Origin of the sequence: Mycobacterium sp. M26 (assembly GCF_001494595.1) — a bacterium.
In the GTDB taxonomy this organism is placed as follows: Bacteria; Actinomycetota; Actinomycetes; order Mycobacteriales; family Mycobacteriaceae; genus Mycobacterium.
The window spans coordinates 1,906,349-1,921,934 of sequence record NZ_LN929907.1 but is presented as its reverse complement, the minus strand read 5'-3'; the positions used below and the strand labels follow the sequence as shown (position 1 = coordinate 1,921,934).

The 15,586-nt window shown below is 68.2% G+C and carries 17 protein-coding genes; 8 read left to right on the top strand and 9 right to left on the bottom strand.

Going from position 1 to position 15,586, the window contains the following annotated elements; all coding sequences use genetic code 11:
• Positions 1-4: 4 nt before the first annotated feature.
• Entirely contained in the window at positions 5-358 is a 354-nt protein-coding gene (locus BN3385_RS09120; protein ID WP_059016205.1) for a WhiB family transcriptional regulator, read from the bottom strand.
• A 295-nt stretch (positions 359-653) separates the two neighbouring features.
• Between BN3385_RS09120 and cofD the strand changes: the two genes are divergently transcribed.
• Genes cofD through BN3385_RS09105 form a run of 3 tightly spaced genes read left to right on the top strand, consistent with a single transcriptional unit; the run spans position 654 to position 3,546 of the window.
• On the top strand, positions 654-1,655 hold the full coding sequence (gene cofD, locus BN3385_RS09115) for a 2-phospho-L-lactate transferase (protein ID WP_059016518.1): 1,002 nt from the start codon (positions 654-656) through the stop codon (positions 1,653-1,655).
• Entirely contained in the window at positions 1,652-2,995 is a 1,344-nt protein-coding gene (locus BN3385_RS09110; RefSeq protein ID WP_059016204.1) for a coenzyme F420-0:L-glutamate ligase, read from the top strand. Before cofD ends, BN3385_RS09110 begins: the two co-directional genes overlap by 4 nt.
• Complete coding sequence (locus tag BN3385_RS09105) at positions 2,992-3,546, top strand: NUDIX hydrolase (protein WP_059016203.1); 555 nt, start codon at positions 2,992-2,994, stop codon at positions 3,544-3,546. The genes BN3385_RS09110 and BN3385_RS09105 overlap by 4 nt, the downstream gene beginning before the upstream one ends.
• On the opposite strand, the gene BN3385_RS09100 is transcribed toward BN3385_RS09105, so the two are convergent.
• The 4 genes from BN3385_RS09100 to rfbD form a co-directional block, all read right to left on the bottom strand.
• Complete coding sequence (locus BN3385_RS09100; RefSeq protein WP_059016202.1) at positions 3,541-4,449, bottom strand: endonuclease domain-containing protein; 909 nt, start codon at positions 4,447-4,449, stop codon at positions 3,541-3,543. The two genes, BN3385_RS09105 and BN3385_RS09100, sit on opposite strands and share 6 nt — an antisense overlap.
• 119 nt (positions 4,450-4,568) lie before the next feature.
• Positions 4,569-5,654, bottom strand: coding sequence for a mannose-1-phosphate guanylyltransferase (manB, locus tag BN3385_RS09095; protein WP_059016201.1), 1,086 nt, complete (start codon positions 5,652-5,654; stop codon positions 4,569-4,571).
• On the bottom strand, positions 5,651-6,538 hold the full coding sequence (locus tag BN3385_RS09090) for a glycosyltransferase family 2 protein (RefSeq protein WP_059016200.1): 888 nt from the start codon (positions 6,536-6,538) through the stop codon (positions 5,651-5,653). The genes manB and BN3385_RS09090 overlap by 4 nt, the downstream gene beginning before the upstream one ends.
• Positions 6,539-6,554: 16 nt before the next feature.
• On the bottom strand, positions 6,555-7,412 hold the full coding sequence (gene rfbD, locus BN3385_RS09085) for a dTDP-4-dehydrorhamnose reductase (protein WP_059016199.1): 858 nt from the start codon (positions 7,410-7,412) through the stop codon (positions 6,555-6,557).
• Positions 7,413-7,551: 139 nt separating this feature from the next.
• Here rfbD and BN3385_RS09080 point away from each other — a divergent pair, with 139 nt between their 5' ends.
• Genes BN3385_RS09080 through BN3385_RS09065 form a run of 4 tightly spaced genes read left to right on the top strand, consistent with a single transcriptional unit; the run spans position 7,552 to position 11,447 of the window.
• The gene (locus tag BN3385_RS09080) at positions 7,552-8,979 is read left to right on the top strand and encodes an LCP family protein (protein WP_082690402.1); all 1,428 of its coding nucleotides are present in this window, start codon (positions 7,552-7,554) and stop codon (positions 8,977-8,979) included.
• Positions 8,979-9,683 (top strand): TIGR03089 family protein, encoded by a 705-nt coding sequence (locus BN3385_RS09075; protein WP_059016197.1) that lies wholly within the window; start codon positions 8,979-8,981, stop codon positions 9,681-9,683. Before BN3385_RS09080 ends, BN3385_RS09075 begins: the two co-directional genes overlap by 1 nt.
• Positions 9,680-10,663 (top strand): cation transporter, encoded by a 984-nt coding sequence (locus BN3385_RS09070; protein ID WP_059016196.1) that lies wholly within the window; start codon positions 9,680-9,682, stop codon positions 10,661-10,663. The genes BN3385_RS09075 and BN3385_RS09070 overlap by 4 nt, the downstream gene beginning before the upstream one ends.
• Positions 10,644-11,447, top strand: a complete 804-nt coding sequence (locus BN3385_RS09065) for a biotin--[acetyl-CoA-carboxylase] ligase (RefSeq protein ID WP_059016195.1) — start codon at positions 10,644-10,646, stop codon at positions 11,445-11,447. Before BN3385_RS09070 ends, BN3385_RS09065 begins: the two co-directional genes overlap by 20 nt.
• 1 nt (position 11,448) lies before the next feature.
• Here the strand turns inward: BN3385_RS09065 and BN3385_RS09060 are convergent, their stop codons facing one another.
• From BN3385_RS09060 to BN3385_RS09050, 3 genes are read right to left on the bottom strand one after another with little or no spacing between them, the layout of a single operon-like run.
• Positions 11,449-12,615: an acyl-CoA dehydrogenase gene (locus BN3385_RS09060; RefSeq protein ID WP_059016194.1), complete on the bottom strand. Its 1,167-nt coding sequence runs from the start codon at positions 12,613-12,615 to the stop codon at positions 11,449-11,451.
• A gap of 41 nt (positions 12,616-12,656) precedes the next feature.
• Positions 12,657-13,166, bottom strand: a complete 510-nt coding sequence (gene purE, locus BN3385_RS09055; RefSeq protein WP_059016193.1) for a 5-(carboxyamino)imidazole ribonucleotide mutase — start codon at positions 13,164-13,166, stop codon at positions 12,657-12,659.
• Positions 13,153-14,355, bottom strand: a complete 1,203-nt coding sequence (locus BN3385_RS09050; protein WP_082690345.1) for a 5-(carboxyamino)imidazole ribonucleotide synthase — start codon at positions 14,353-14,355, stop codon at positions 13,153-13,155. The genes purE and BN3385_RS09050 overlap by 14 nt, the downstream gene beginning before the upstream one ends.
• Positions 14,356-14,412: 57 nt before the next feature.
• Here BN3385_RS09050 and BN3385_RS09045 point away from each other — a divergent pair, with 57 nt between their 5' ends.
• Positions 14,413-15,108, top strand: coding sequence for a GtrA family protein (locus BN3385_RS09045; RefSeq protein ID WP_059016192.1), 696 nt, complete (start codon positions 14,413-14,415; stop codon positions 15,106-15,108).
• Here BN3385_RS09045 and BN3385_RS09040 read toward each other — a convergent pair.
• Complete coding sequence (locus tag BN3385_RS09040) at positions 15,030-15,581, bottom strand: PH domain-containing protein (protein WP_059016516.1); 552 nt, start codon at positions 15,579-15,581, stop codon at positions 15,030-15,032. The two genes, BN3385_RS09045 and BN3385_RS09040, sit on opposite strands and share 79 nt — an antisense overlap.
• Between the last annotated feature and the right edge of the window lie 5 nt (positions 15,582-15,586).

Genomic DNA, 15,586 nt, shown 5'->3' with positions numbered 1-15,586 from the left:
CGCGTCAGATGATGCCGCGCTTGAGGCGACGGCGCTCCCGTTCGGAGAGCCCGCCCCAGATGCCGAACCGCTCGTCATGCGCAAGCGCATAGTCGAGGCACGCATCCTTCACCTCGCAGCCCAAGCAGATTCGCTTGGCCTCACGGGTGGAGCCGCCCTTCTCCGGGAAGAACGCCTCAGGGTCAGTCTGGGCGCACAGCGCCTTCTCCTGCCACTGCTCGTCCCCCGGTTCCATCGGTGTCACATCGACGGGATCAGGCACCAGACTCAGGTGAGCGCGCGCCGTTACCCCCGTGTTCTCCGAGCCGGTAATGGTGTGCGGCGCCCCGAGCGCTCCAATGAAGTGCTGATAGGACATGTCCGCCTCCTCACCTGGTTTCGTAGATCTCTATGTCGCCCACTATTCGAGTGTGGCCATCCCAATTCGAACATTTGGTCGAATCTCGGTCTGCGACACCGAAAACGGCAGGTGGACCGCGAAATGACACTGATGTGATTAGACACGCCTGGGCCGGTGCGGTCAAGCGAAAGAACAGAAATTGATACCACTTTCCTCTGACATTTCGGCGAGTCGATGCCCCGGCGTGTCTCGGGGGTGACGCGATCGTGACCGCGTGCACGCCCGAACAGCCGACCGCCTAGTGTCGATCGGTGTGAAGATCACCGTTCTGGTCGGCGGCGTGGGAGGCGCCCGATTCCTGCTCGGGGTGCAACGACTGCTCGGTTTGGGTCAGTTCGCCGGCCAGATATCCGGGGCCGCAGGCGATCTTGATCATGAGCTGACCGCCGTGGTCAACATCGGCGACGACGCCTGGATGCACGGCGTGCGAATCTGCCCCGATCTCGACACCTGCATGTACACCCTGGGCGGTGGAATCGACCCCGAACGCGGCTGGGGGCATCGCAACGAGACCTGGAACGCCAAAGAGGAACTCGCAGCCTATGGCGTGCAGCCGGATTGGTTCGGCTTGGGCGACCGCGACCTGGCCACCCATCTGGTGCGCAGCCAGATGCTGCGGGCGGGATACCCGCTGTCCCAGGTGACCGACGCGCTCTGCGACCGCTGGTCGCCCGGCGCGCGACTGCTGCCGGCCAGCGACGATCGCTGCGAGACGCATGTGGTGATCGACGACCCGCAGACCGGCGACCGCGCGGCAATCCACTTCCAGGAGTGGTGGGTCCGCTATCGCGCCCAGGTGCCCACCCACAGTTTCGCGTTCGTCGGCGCCGAAACCGCCAAGGCCGGACCGGGTGTGGCCGACGCGATCACCGAGGCCGACGTCGTCATGCTGGCACCGTCGAACCCGGTCGTGAGCATCGGCGCGATCCTCAACATCCCGGGTATCCGCGCCGCATTGCGCTCCACCGGCGCGCCGGTGGTGGGCTACTCCCCCATCATCGCCGGAAAGCCGTTGCGGGGCATGGCTGACGAATGCCTGTCGGTGATCGGTGTCGAGACCTCCTCGCAAGCTGTCGGCCGGCACTACGGTGCGCGCTCGGCAACCGGCATCCTCGACTACTGGCTGGTCTCCGAGACCGACCACGCCGAAATCCCCGGTGTCACGGTGGCATCCATCCCGCTGCTGATGTCGGACCCGGACGCCAGTGCCCAGATGGTGCGCGCCGGACTGGAACTCGCGGGCGTGACCCCGTGAGCCTGGAGCACGGCAGTGCCGCACCGATCGAAATCCTGCCCGTCACCGGGCTTCCCGAGTTCCGGCCCGGCGACGACCTGGCCGCCGCCGTGGCCGACGCCGCGCCGTGGCTGCGCGACGGCGACATCCTGGTGGTCACCAGCAAGGTGGTCTCCAAGTGTGAGGGCCGGATCGTGGCCGCGCCTGCTGACCCCGAGGAGCGGGACGCGCTGCGCCGCAGGCTGATCGACGAGGAGGCCGTGCGGGTGCTCGCCCGCAAGGGCAAGACCTTGATCACCGAGAACCGCAACGGTCTGGTGCAGGCCGCCGCCGGGGTGGACGGGTCCAACATCGGGACAACGGAATTGGCGCTACTTCCGGTGGATCCGGACGCCAGCGCAGCCGCCCTGCGGTCGGCGCTGCGGGAGCGGTTGGGCGTCGACGTCGGCGTGCTGATCACCGACACCATGGGCCGCGCGTGGCGCAACGGGCAGACCGACGCCGCCATCGGCGCGGCCGGCCTGCCGGTGCTGTATGCCTATGCCGGCGCGGTGGACACCCACGGAAACGAGTTGCTGGTCACCGAAGTCGCCGTCGCCGACGAGATCGCGGCAGCCGCTGATCTGGTCAAGGGCAAGCTGACCGCCGTGCCGATCGCGGTGGTCCGCGGACTTCACCTGGCCGACGACGGGTCCACCGCGGCCCGACTGCTGCGCGGCGGCGAGGACGATCTGTTCTGGCTCGGTACGGCCGAGTCGATCGAGCTGGGCCGCCGCCAGGCCCAACTCCTGCGCCGCTCGGTGCGCCGGTTCAGTGAGGAAGCGGTCGATCCGCTGCTCATCGAGGAGGCGGTCGCTGAGGCCCTCACCGCCCCGGCACCGCACCACACCCGCCCGGTGCGTTTCGTCTGGATTCAGGACCACGGCAGACGGATCACGCTGCTGGACCGGATGAAAGATGCCTGGCGCGCCGATCTGACCGGTGACGGGCGATCCGCCGAGAGCGTCGAGAAGCGGGTGGCCCGCGGCCAGATCCTCTACGACGCTCCCGAGGTCGTCATCCCGTTCCTGGTTCCCGAAGGCGCACACAGCTATCCGGACCCGGTGCGGACCGCCGCCGAGCACACCATGTTCACCGTCGCGGTCGGGGCGGCCGTGCAAGGACTCTTGGTGGCGTTGGCGGTTCGCGGGGTGGGCAGCTGCTGGATCGGCTCGACGATCTTCGCTCCCGATCTGGTCCGCGAGATCCTCGATCTGCCCGCCGACTGGGAACCGTTGGGCGCCATCGCCATCGGATATCCCGTCGAATCCCCGGAGCCGCGCAACCCGGCGGCAGTCGGCGATCTGCTGGTACGCCGATGAGCGTCCGGGACTCCACGATCGAGCTGTTGACCGACTGGCAGGCCCCCAGCGATGAGCAGGACGCGCTGCGGCAGGCCGTGCTGGCCTTCGTGCTCGCCCGGCCTGATGCCTGCCAACGCAGTTGCGTGCCCGGGCATATCACCGCCTCGGCATTGGTGGTCGCCGATTCCGGGGATCAGGTTCTGCTGACCCTGCATCCGCGGCTGGGGCGATGGGTGCAACTCGGCGGGCATTGCGAGGATGAGGATTCCGACATCATGGCGGCCGCCTTCCGGGAAGCCACCGAAGAGTCCGGGATCGACGGGCTGACCATCGACGCTCATCTCGGGCGCATCCACGTGCATGCGTTGACCTGCTCACTGGGCGTGCCGACCCGTCATCTCGATCTGCAGTTCATCGCCCGCGCGCCTAAGGACGCCGAGATCGCGATCAGCGACGAATCGTTGGATCTGCGGTGGTGGCCGGCCACCGAACTGCCGCCCGGCACCGACAGCGCACTGGCGCACCTGGTGAGCGCGGCCCTGACTTCTCCGCCGAGTGGCCACTTATGACACGAGTTTGCGCGAAAACCGTGGCGTAAGTGGCCACTCGATCGGGCAGCCCGCCGCGATCAGCGCAGCCACGACGCGGTCGACGATCACTCCGGGGGCGTTGCGCAAGAGGTCGTTGCTCACCCGGATGACGCGCCACCCACACGACTCCAACTCAGCCAGGCGATTGATGTCGCGCGCCCGCTGCGCCGGGTCGGTCCAGTGCTGGGCGCCGTCGAACTCCACCGCAACCTTCCACTGTTCCCAGCCCATATCGACCCGCGCGATGAAGTGACCGCACTCGTCAAAGATTTTGATCTGCGTCGTCGGTTCCGGCAGCCCGGAACGAATCAGCAGCAGCCTGGTCCGGGTCTCTTGTGGTGACTCCGCTCCGCCGTCCACCAGACCGAGAACTTGCCGAAGCTGGGTGAGGCCCCGAGCACCAGGATGACAGGCAACGACCTCGTCGATGGCTGCCCGCCGCAGACCGGTGGCGTTGCACAACGCATCGAGGCGGAACACCGCGGTGTCGATGCCCCGCCGACGACCAAGGTCGAACGCTGTGCGCGCGGGCGTGGTCACCGCGACGTCCCCCACGCGCAGAACCTCATCGCCCCGAAGCTCGTCACGATGGATGACGATGCCTGCCACCGGCTTGCCGTTGCGGCGAATGAGCTCGGCTGGGTGGTGATCGTCGATCCAGCGACTTCCGAGCAACGCAGCCGCCGAGAGCCCGGCCACCGTCGCTGTACCTCCCGACCACATGAACGCGGCCCGCGCCTTGACCGCAGGTGTCACCACGCAGTCGCGGGGTAGGTACACATCGCGATGGATCGCCCGGTAGTCACGAGCCAGCGAGCGTCGGTTGAGCAGCCCGGCAGCCAGCGCCGCCGATCCCCGAAACGGGCCGTCGAGTTCTGCCACGACGGCACCCTGTCACGTGAGTGCCCGATGACGTGTCCACCATCCACAGCCCGCCACGAGTGGCCACTTATGCCACGGAATCGGCCAGAAAGCGTGACGTAAGTGGCCGCTCGAACGAGCTAGATGTCCGATGAGTAGCGGATGCCGCAGTCCGGGATCAGCACGCCGGGCCACACCCGCGCCCCGCGCAGCAGTTCGCAGCGCGCTCCGATGTCGGCGCCGTCGCCGATGATGCCGTCGCGCACGAGCGCCCGCGGCCCGATCCGCGCACCGAACCCGATGATGGAGCGTTCCACCACCGACCCGGCCTCGATCTTGGCGCCGTCGAAGATCACCGCGCCGTCCAGTCGTGCGCCCGGCCCGATCTCCGCGCCGCGGCCCACTACCGTGCCGCCGACCAGCACCGCGCCGGGCGCCACGGAGGCGCCGTCGTGCACCAGGCTCTCACCGCGCCGCCCGCCCAAAGCAGGCGACGGCGCCAACCCGCGAACCAGGTCCGCCGAGCCGCGCACGAAATCCTCCGGCGTACCCATATCGCGCCAGTAGCTGGAGTCGACGTACCCGCACACCTTCACACCGTCGGTCAGCAGCGCCGGGAACACCTCGCGCTCCACCGACACTTCGCGTCCGCGCGGGATGCGGTCGATGATCTCGCGTTTGAAGATGTAGGTACCGGCATTGATCTGGTCGGTCGGCGGATCCTCGGTCTTCTCCAGGAACGCCAGCACCCGGCCCTCGGAATCGGTGGGCACACAGCCGAACGCCCGCGGGTCGCTGACCCGGACCAGGTGCAGGGTGAGATCGGCTTCCCGCGAGTGGTGTGCGGTCAGCATGTCGCGCAGGTCCATACCGGAGAGCACGTCGCCGTTGAACACCATCACCGTCTCGTTGCGCAGCTTGGGCACCACGTTGGCGATGCCGCCGCCGGTACCCAGCGGGTGTTCCTCGGTGACGTATTCGATCTGCAGGCCCAGCTTGGAGCCGTCGCCGAACTCGTTCTCGAAGGTCGCCGCCTTGTACGAGGTACCGAGGATGACGTGTTCGATCCCGGCCTCGGCGATCCGCGACAGCAGATGGGTCAGGAACGGCAGCCCGGCGGTGGGCAGCATCGGCTTGGCGGCCGACAGGGTCAGCGGCCGAAGCCGGGTGCCCTTGCCGCCGACGAGGACGACCGCGTCTACCGCGCCCGGGTTCACATCACTCATCGAGTGTTCACCCCTCTCCCCCGTTCCCGTTTCGACTTGCGTACCGCCGCCCGGGAGCGCACCTTCAGCGCGCCCTTCATCGTCCACCGCAGCGGTGCCCGCCACCATCCGAAATGGCGGTCGGAGAGATAAATGTAGGTGCTGTCGTGGTGGGCCCGCAGGTTGCGGGCCGGATCACGCCCGGTGGAGTGGCCCTTGTCGTGCAGGATCTCCGCGGTGGGGACGTAGACGTTGAGCCAGCCGGCCCGGCCGATCCGGTCACCGAGGTCGACGTCCTCCATGTACATGAAGTAACGCTCGTCGAAGCCGCCGACCTGCTCGAATGCCGCCCGGCGGATCAGCAGGCAGGACCCCGACAGCCAGCCCACCGGCCGCTCACTGGGCTCCAGATGCTCCTGGCGGTAGGCCTTGGTCCACGGGTTGTTCTTCCAGGCGAACCCGACCACCGCGTGCATGCCGCCACGGATCAGGCTGGGCAGGTGCCGCGCCGACGGGTACACCGAGCCGTCCGGGTCGCGGATCAGCGGGCCCAGCGTTCCGGCGCGCGGCCAGCGCTCCGCGGCCTCCAGCAGGGCGTCGATACTGCCCGGTCCCCACACCACGTCGGGGTTGGCGACGATCACGAACTCGTCGTCGACCGGCACGGTGGCGACGGCCCGGTTGACCGCACTGCCGTAGCCCAGGTTGCCGCCGGTGCGCAGCAGCGTGGTCCCCGGATACCGCTCGACGGCTTCCTCGGGGGTGCCGTCCACCGACCCGTTGTCGGCCAGCACCACAGTCACCGGCCGGTCGGTGGCCACGGTCAGCGACGACAGGAAGCGGTCCAGATGTGACCCCGGCGAGTACGTCACCGTCACGACGGTGAGGGAGCGGGCGGAGGTCACGGCTAGAGGTTAGCGGTCAGTGCGCGCTCGCCTCCGCAAGCGCCTCGGCGAGGGCATCCCGCCACGGCCGCAGCGGCGTGAGGCCGGCCTGTACCGATGTCGCCATGGACAGCGCGGAGTACGCCGGCCGACGAGCCCGCCGCGGGGAGGCCGCGGAACTGACCGGACGGACCCGCTCGGGGTCGGCGCCGAGTTCCTCGAACACGGCCCGGGCCTGCTCGTAGCGGCTCACCGCGCCGAGGTTGGCGGCGTGCAGGATCGGCTCCCGGATACGGCCGTCACCCGCTTCGATCAGGGCACCGACCAGGTCTTTGACGTAGGTCGGCGAGCCGATCTGGTCATCGGCCACCTCGACGGTGTCCCCGGCCGCGGCCCGCCGGCGCAGCACCGCGACGACGTCGTCCCCGCTGCCGCCGGTGTAGACCCAGGAGGTTCGGACGACGACGGCGTCGGGCTGGGCGGCCAGCACCGCCAGTTCGCCGGCGAGCTTGGTGCGGCCGTAGACGCTCAGCGGGTTCGTCGCGTCGCCGACGTCGTAGGGGTGACGTTTCTCACCACCAAAAACGTAGTCGGTGGAGACGTGCACCAGGCGGCCGCCCACCCGGGCGCAGGCGTGCGCGATGTTCTCCGGGCCGGTGACGTTGACGGCGTGGGCCCGTTCCGGGTCGGCCTCGGCGGCGTCGACGTTGGCGACGGCCGCACAATTGACCACCAGGTCGTCACGCGCGACGAAACGCTCCGCGGCAAGCGGATCGGTGATGTCCCAGTCGTCATGGGTCAAGGCGCTGACCTGATAGCCCCGGCGGGCGGCCTCACCTGCGAGAAATGCCCCAACCTGGCCTCCGGCACCGGTGATGACGATCCGCTCAGCCATGACTTCGAGTCTGGCACGCCGGTTTCGGCTACCGGGTATGCGCCCTTCTCGCCAGTAGCCTGGGCTGATGCCTGCTGACACCGATGCAGTGACGGGCGCCCGGCGGGTGGCTCGCACCGTGCTCGCGTTGATCGCGGTGATGGTGATGGTCGGCACCGGTGTCGCCTGGGGGAAGATCCGGTCGTTCGAGGACGGCATCTTCCACCTGAGCACGGCAGCGCTCGGCGGCGGCGGTGAGGACGACGGCGCGATCGACATCCTCCTGGTCGGGATGGACAGCCGTACCGACGCCCACGGCAACCCGCTGTCCGAGGACGAGTTGGCCACCCTGCATGCCGGCGACGACGTGTCGACCAACACCGACACGATCATCCTGGTGCGCATCCCGAACAACGGGAAGTCGGCGACCGCGATCTCGATCCCCCGCGACTCCTACGTCAAGGCGCCGGGCCTGGACAAGACGAAGATCAACGGTGTCTACGGGCAGGTCAAGCTCGAGAAGATGAAGGAGCTCGTCGAGCAGCAGGGCATGGATCCCGCCGAGGCCGAGCCCAAGGCCGTCGAGGCGGGCCGCGAAGCACTCATCAAGACCGTCGCCGACCTGACCGGCGTCACCGTGGACCACTACGCCGAGATCGGCCTGCTGGGCTTCGCCCTGATCACTGACGCCCTCGGCGGTGTCGACGTCTGCCTCAAAGACGCTGTCTACGAACCGCTTTCGGGTGCCGACTTCCCGGCCGGCTGGCAGAAGCTGAACGGTGCGCAGGCTCTGAGCTTCGTGCGCCAGCGCCATGACCTGCCCCGCGGCGATCTGGACCGGGTGGTGCGCCAGCAGGTGGTGATGGCTTCTCTTGCCCACCAAGTCATTTCGAGCAAGACGCTGACCAGCCCGTCGACGCTGAATCAGCTGCAGGACGCGATCCAGCGGTCCGTGGTGATCTCCTCGGGCTGGGACATCATGGACTTCATCAAGCAGCTGCAGAACCTGGCCGGCGGCAACGTCGCGTTCGCCACCATCCCGGTGCTCGATGAAGCCGGCTGGAGTGACGACGGGATGCAGTCCGTGGTCCGGGTCGATCCGTCGCAGGTGCAGCAGTGGGTGGCCGGCCTGCTGCACGACCAGGACGAAGGCAAGACCGAGAAGATCGCCTACTCGCCCGACCAGACCACCGTCGAGGTGATCAACGACACCGATATCAACGGCCTGGCCGCAGCGGTCTCAGAAGTGTTGACCACCAAGGGTTTCGCCGAGGGCAACGTCGGCAACAACGAAAAAGACCACGTGATCAAGAGCCAGGTCCAGGCCGCCAAGGAAGACGATCTGGGTGCCCAGGCCGTCGCCAAGGAACTCGGCGGTCTGCCGGTCGCGGCAGACGGGTCGATCCCCGCGGGCACGGTTCGCGTGATCCTCGCGTCGGACTACACCGGACCCGGCTCCGGCCTGGACGGGACGCTGCCGACGGCCGCGACGGTGGACCAGGCTGCCGGGCAGGCCGGTGACGGGACCCCTCCGCCGCCGTCGCCGATCATCACCGCGGGGTCCGACGACCCCAAGTGCGTCAACTGATGAATCTCGCTGACGCCGTTCTGGATCCGCTGCTGCGCGCCGATCCGATGGGTCCGCGCGTCACCTACTACGACGACGCCACCGGTGAGCGCATCGAGTTGTCGACGGTGACGCTGGCGAACTGGGCGGCCAAGACCGCCAACCTATTACGCGACGAACTCGGTGCGAGTGCGGGCTCCCGGGTGGCGGTGCTGCTGCCCGCGCACTGGCAGACCGCCGCGGTACTGCTCGGGGTGTGGTGGATCGGCGCCGAGGTGGTGCTTTCTGGTTCGGCGGATGTGGCGCTGTGCACGCTGGATCGGTTGGACGAGGCCGATGAGGCGGTGGCCGGCGGCGAGGTTGCCGTGCTGTCGCTGGATCCGTTCGGCAAGCCGGTCCCCGATCTGCCGATCGGGGTCACCGACTACGCGACCGCGGTGCGGGTACACGGCGATCAGGTGGCGGGCGAAACCAGCCCGGGCCCAGCCCTCGACGGCCGCTTGGTCGCCGACATCCTGCGAGCAGCACAGGATTCCGCAGCCGCGGCCGGCCTGAGCGCCGGCGATCGGGTGATGTCGTCACTGCCCTGGTCGACACCGCAGGAGATCGTCGACAACCTGCTGGCCGTGTTCGTCGCCGGAGCCTCGCTGGTTCAGGTGGCCAACCCCGATCCCGCCGCGCTGGATCGGCGCCGGCAGACCGAGAAGGTGACCCGCGACCGATGACGACCGGGTCGGAAACCGCCGTCCTGCAGGCTGAACGACGCAGCCTCTACACCTACATGGTCACGATGCTGTTCCTCGCGGTCCTCGGCTTCGCCGTGTACGCCATCACCCGGGTGTCGGCCACCCAGCTCGACGGTGTCATCTCGCTGATCAACGCGGGGGCCGCGTTCATCGCCGCCCGGCTGGCCGTCACCGCATCCCGGCCACCCGACGTCGACAGCCCCTACGGTCGTCTCGCGCTGGAAAACCTCTACGCGCTGTTCCGTTCGCTGATGATCATGGGCGTCGTCATCGTCGGGGTGGTGTCCAATTCGATCAAGGTGATCGACTACCTGATCACCCGCAAGGGCTCGGAGCCCGAGTTCGGGGTGGCCGCCGTCTACACCGCGGTGTGCGTGCTGATCTGCTTCGCGCTCAAGTGGAACCACGAGCGCAACAACCGCTCGGTCGGCGGCGCGTCCGCCCTGCTGAAAGTGGAGGCCACCGCCGCGAAGATGGAGGCCTTCATCAGTGGGGGTATCTGCGCCTCGCTGGTCCTCGTCGCCGTCCTGCCCGAGGGCACCGTCATCACCTCAGAATCGTTCAACATCAAGGACATTGCCGACAGCATCATCGTGCTGATCCTCTGCGCGCTGCTGGTGGGCGACCCCATCCGGCAGATCCGACTGGAGTTCGGTCGCCTCTCCGGGCGCCGAGCCGACCCCGATCTGGATGCCACGGTGCGCGCCGCGATCGCCGCCGTCTCCGAGGAGCACGGCCATGAACTGGCCCACGACCTGACGCTGGTCGACGCGCTCGCGATCAGCCGGGGCAAGGCGACGGAAGTCGACTTGCGGGTGTCCTACACCGGCACGATGTCGGTCGAGGAGCAGGACGACCTGCGCGCGCACACCTACGAAGAGCTCAAGAACCGGATCGGGCCGCTCCGGCTCACCATGGTCTTCAGTAAGTTCCCCATCCATGCAACGCCCACCACTTGATCCGGCCGCCTTACGGGCCAACCTGATCGGACCCGACGGCCCCGTGCGCCAGCTCGACGTCGTCGAGGAGACCGGCTCCACCAACGCCGACCTGCTGGCCCGCCACGCCGCCGGGCAGGACATCACCGGCACCGTGCTGCTCGCCGAACACCAGAGCGCCGGGCGCGGCCGCAACGGCCGCAGCTGGTCGGCGCCGCCCCGCTCGCAGATCGCCCTGTCGATGGGCGTCGACGCCGCGGGCGTGCCGCCGTCGGCGTGGGGGTGGCTACCGCTGCTCACCGGGGTGGCTCTGGTTGACGCGGTGCGGCAGGCCACCGGCATTGCGGCCGGGGTGAAATGGCCCAACGACGTGCTGGTCGGCACCGGCAAGCTGGCCGGCATCCTCGCCGAGGTGGCCGCCCCGGATCCGGTGATCGTCGTCGGCCTCGGTCTCAACGTCACCCTGACGGCCGACGAGGCCCCTGACCCGCGGGCCACCTCACTGCAGATGCTCGGCGCCACCATGCTCGACCGCGACCACCTGGCCCAGACGATCGTGGGTGAACTCGCCCGCCGAATCCGGCACTGGCAGCAGGCCCAGGGCCCGGACGCGACCCTGATCGAGGACTACCGGCGCGCCAGCAGCACGCTGGGCAGCCGGGTCCGGGCCATCCTGCCGGGCGACCACGACATCATCGGCACCGCAACAGACATCGACGAACTCGGGCGTCTGCTGATCGACACCGACACCGAGGTCGTGACGGTCTCTGCGGGCGACATTACCCACCTGCGCCCGGCCGACTGAGTCAGCGCAGCAGCGCGCGGGACATCACGACCCGCTGAATCTGGTTGGTGCCCTCATAGATCTGGGTGATCTTGGCGTCGCGCATCATCCGCTCGACGGGGAAGTCGATGGTGTAGCCCGCGCCACCGAACAGCTGCACGGCGTCGGTGGTGACCTCCATCGCCACATCGGAGGCGAAGCACTTCGAAGCCGCCGAGATGAACCCGAGGTTGCCCTCACCGCGCTCGGCGCGCGCCGCGGCCGAGTACACCATCAACCGGGCGGCTTCGACCTTCATCGCCATGTCGGCGAGCATGAACTGCACGCCCTGGTTGTCGGTGATCGGACGGCCGAACTGCTTGCGGTCCTTGGTGTAAGCGATCGCGGCGTCCAGCGCGCCCTGCGCGATACCGACGGCCTGCGCACCGATCGTCGGGCGGGTGTGGTCCAGGGTGGCCAGCGCGGTCTTGAAACCGGTGCCCGGCTCGCCGATGATCCGGTCACCGGGGATGCGGCAGTTCTCGAAGTACAGCTCGGTGGTCGGCGAGCCCTTGATACCGAGCTTGCGCTCCTTGGGGCCGATCGAGAAGCCCTCGTCGTCGATGTGGACCATGAAGGCCGAGATGCCGTTGGCACCCTTGTCCGGGTCGGTCACCGCCATCACGGTGTACCAGGTGGACTTGCCGCCGTTGGTGATCCAGGCCTTGGCACCGTTGAGAATCCAGTCGTCACCGTCGGCCTTGGCCCGGGTCCGCATGGCGGCGGCGTCCGAGCCGGCCTCGCGCTCGGACAGGCCGTAGGACGCCATCGCACCCTCGGCGATCTCGGGCAGCACCTTCTTCTTCAGCTCATCGGAGCCGCGCAGGATCAGGCCCATCGTGCCGAGCTTGTTCACCGCGGGGATCAGCGATGCCGAGGCGTCGACGCGGGCGACCTCCTCGATCACGATGCACGCCGCCAGCGAGTCGGCACCCTGACCGCCGAACTCCTCGGGGATGTGGACCGCGTTGAAGCCCGAGGCGTTCAGCGCTTCCAGAGCCTCTTGCGGGAATCGCGAGTTCTCGTCGACGTCGGCGGCATGCGGAGCGATCTCTTTCTCCGCCAGCGCCCGGATCGCCGTCCGGAGTTCCTCATGTTCTTCGGGCAGCTTGAACACGTCGAACGACGAATCACCGCTCCAACCAGCCATCACAGCCTCCTTGCTACTCGCTGGTAACTTTACCGCGGGCCTCACTCACCGAGTAATCGCTCCCGCAACGCACGATCCTTCGCCAGCACCTGGGCCTCGAGGTCGTCCTGGAAGTTCTGCATCTTCTTCAGTAGCGCGGCATCGGCCGACGCCAGAATCCGCACCGCCAGCAGTCCGGCGTTACGGGCGCCGCCGATCGAGACCGTGGCCACCGGCACCCCGGCCGGCATCTGCACGATCGACAGCAGCGAGTCCATCCCGTCGAGCTTGGCCAACGGCACCGGCACCCCGATCACCGGCAGCGGCGTGGCCGAGGCGACCATGCCGGGCAGGTGGGCGGCTCCGCCCGCGCCGGCGATGATCACCTTGATGCCGCGATCGGCCGCGCTGCGGGCGTAGTCGAGCATCCGGCCCGGCGTGCGGTGCGCCGAGACCACGCCCACCTCGAACGGCACCTCGAACTCGGCCAGCGCGATCGCGGCGGCCTCCATCACCGGCCAGTCGCTGTCGCTGCCCATGATCACGCCGACAACAGGTTCAGGCATGTCCATCCCATCCGTCGGTCCACTGCGCGTTCGACAACCAGTGTGCCGCCCGTTCGGCACGCTCACGAACACGGTCCGGGTCGCTGCCCACGATGTTGACGTGGCCCACCTTGCGGCCCGGCCGGGCGGCCTTGCCGTACAGGTGCACCTTGGCCTCCGGGATCCGGCCGAACAGATGGTGCAGCCGCTCGTCCAGGCCCATCGACGGTTCCTGTTGGGCGCCAAGCACATTGGCCATCACCGTCACCGGTGCGACGGCGCTGGTGTCACCGAGCGGATAGTCCAGCACCGCGCGGATGTGCTGCTCGAACTGGCTGGTGACCGCACCGTCCATGGTCCAGTGCCCGGAGTTGTGCGGCCGCATCGCCAGTTCGTTGACCAACAGCTCCCCCTCGGTCGTCTCGAACAACTCCACCGCCAGCACGCCCACCACACCCAGCTCGGCGGCCAGCCGCAGCCCCAGCTGTTCGGCCGACGACGCCACTTCTTCGGACAAGCCCGGCGCCGGCGCCAGCACCGTCACACAGATTCCGTCTTCTTGAACGGTTTCCACGATCGGCCACGCCGCGCCCTGCCCGAACGGCGAGCGGGCCACCAGCGCCGACAGTTCGCGGCGCATCGACACCCGTTCCTCCAGCAGTACCGCCACCCCATCGGCCAGGTAGGCCTCGACGGTCTCGCGGGCGTGCGCGAGGTCGCGGGTCAGCACCACACCGCGGCCGTCGTAGCCGCCCCGCACGGTTTTGACGACGATGGGCGCACCACCGATGTGTTCGCTGAAGGCGTCGACGTCCGCCACGCCCGCCACGGCGGTGAAGCGCGGGATCGGGGCGCCCAGCGCCTCGAGCTTGCGGCGCATCACCAATTTGTCCTGGGCGTGCACCAACGCCTCGGGCGGCGGGGCCACCGCCACCCCCTCGGCAACCAAGGTCTCCAGCATCTCGGTCGGCACGTGCTCGTGATCGAAGGTGAGCACTGCGGCACCCGAAGCGGCCTTACGCAGGGCTTCTAGGTCCGTATGGGTGCCGATCACCACGTCGGGGGCCACCTGGGCGGCCGGGTCGTCGGGGCTGACGGCCAGCACCCGCAAACTCTGGCCGAGGGCGATCGCGGCCTGGTGCGTCATCCGGGCGAGCTGTCCGCCGCCCACCATGGCGACAATCGGAGGTCTGGGGTCGTTCGGCACGGCCATCATGGTGTCAGACCTGCGCGAGTACGCACACCTGGCCCGATTTCCGTAGACTCGACGATTGTGTCTTTCGCTGATGCCACGATCGCCCGGCTCCCCCGGCCGATCCGGCCCTTCGCCGACCGGCATCACGAGCTCATCAAGTTCGCGATCGTCGGCGCCACGACGTTCGTCATCGATTCGGCGATCTTCTACACGCTGAAGCTGACGATCCTCGAGCCCAAGCCCGTCACCGCCAAGGTCATCGCCGGCATCGTCGCGGTCATCGCCTCCTACGTGCTCAACCGGGAATGGAGCTTCCGCAACCGCGGCGGCCGCGAGCGCAGCCACGAGGCGCTGCTGTTCTTCGCGTTCAGCGGTGTCGGCGTGCTGCTGAGCATGGCTCCGCTGTGGTTCTCCAGCTACGTGCTGGAACTGCGGGTGCCGCACGTCACGCTGACCGTCGAGAACATCGCCGACTTCATCTCGGCCTACATCATCGGCAACCTGCTACAGATGGCGTTCCGGTTCTGGGCGTTCCGGCGCTGGGTGTTCCCCGACGAACTCGCCGGCGATCACGACAAGGCGCTGGAGTCCCTCACCGCAGGCGGTCTGGCCGAGGTGCTCGAGGACGAGTACGAAGCCACCCACGAACGCGGCAACGTCACCCCGCTGCGGCGGCGCCGGCGCGGCGCGCTCGGTCAGTCGGCGGGCGGGGCCAACCTGCGCGACGCGCGGCTGTCGGATTCTTCTGAACCGAGGGTGTCGAAAACTTCGTGATACAGCAGTGAGTGCACCTGTTCTACGCGCGGAATGTCGTAGAACTCCAGGGGATCTTGCGACGCTGATTCAATGATCAGGGTGCCGGTGCGCAACATCCGGTCCAGTAGTCCGTGCCGGAATTCCACGCTGTTCACCCGGGCCAGCGGAATGTCGATGCCGGTGCGCGTCAGCAGCCCGTGGCGGAACATCACCCGCCGGTCGGTGATGACGAAATGTGTTGTCAGCCAAGTGAAGAAGCGCCACACTGTCAGCCAGCCGACCAGGATCGCCCAGATCGCCGCGATGACGATGTAGAGCACTTTCTTGGCGGTCGGATCCCAGCCGGTCCGGTTCACCAGGGCCGCGACGAAGGCCGCCACCGCGGTGGTGATCAGCAGGACGAGGACAGGTCCGATCAGCCGCTTCCAGTGCGGGTGCCGGTGCAGCACCACCTGCTCGTCGTCGGCGAGCACATTCTCGGGATATCCCATGCTCA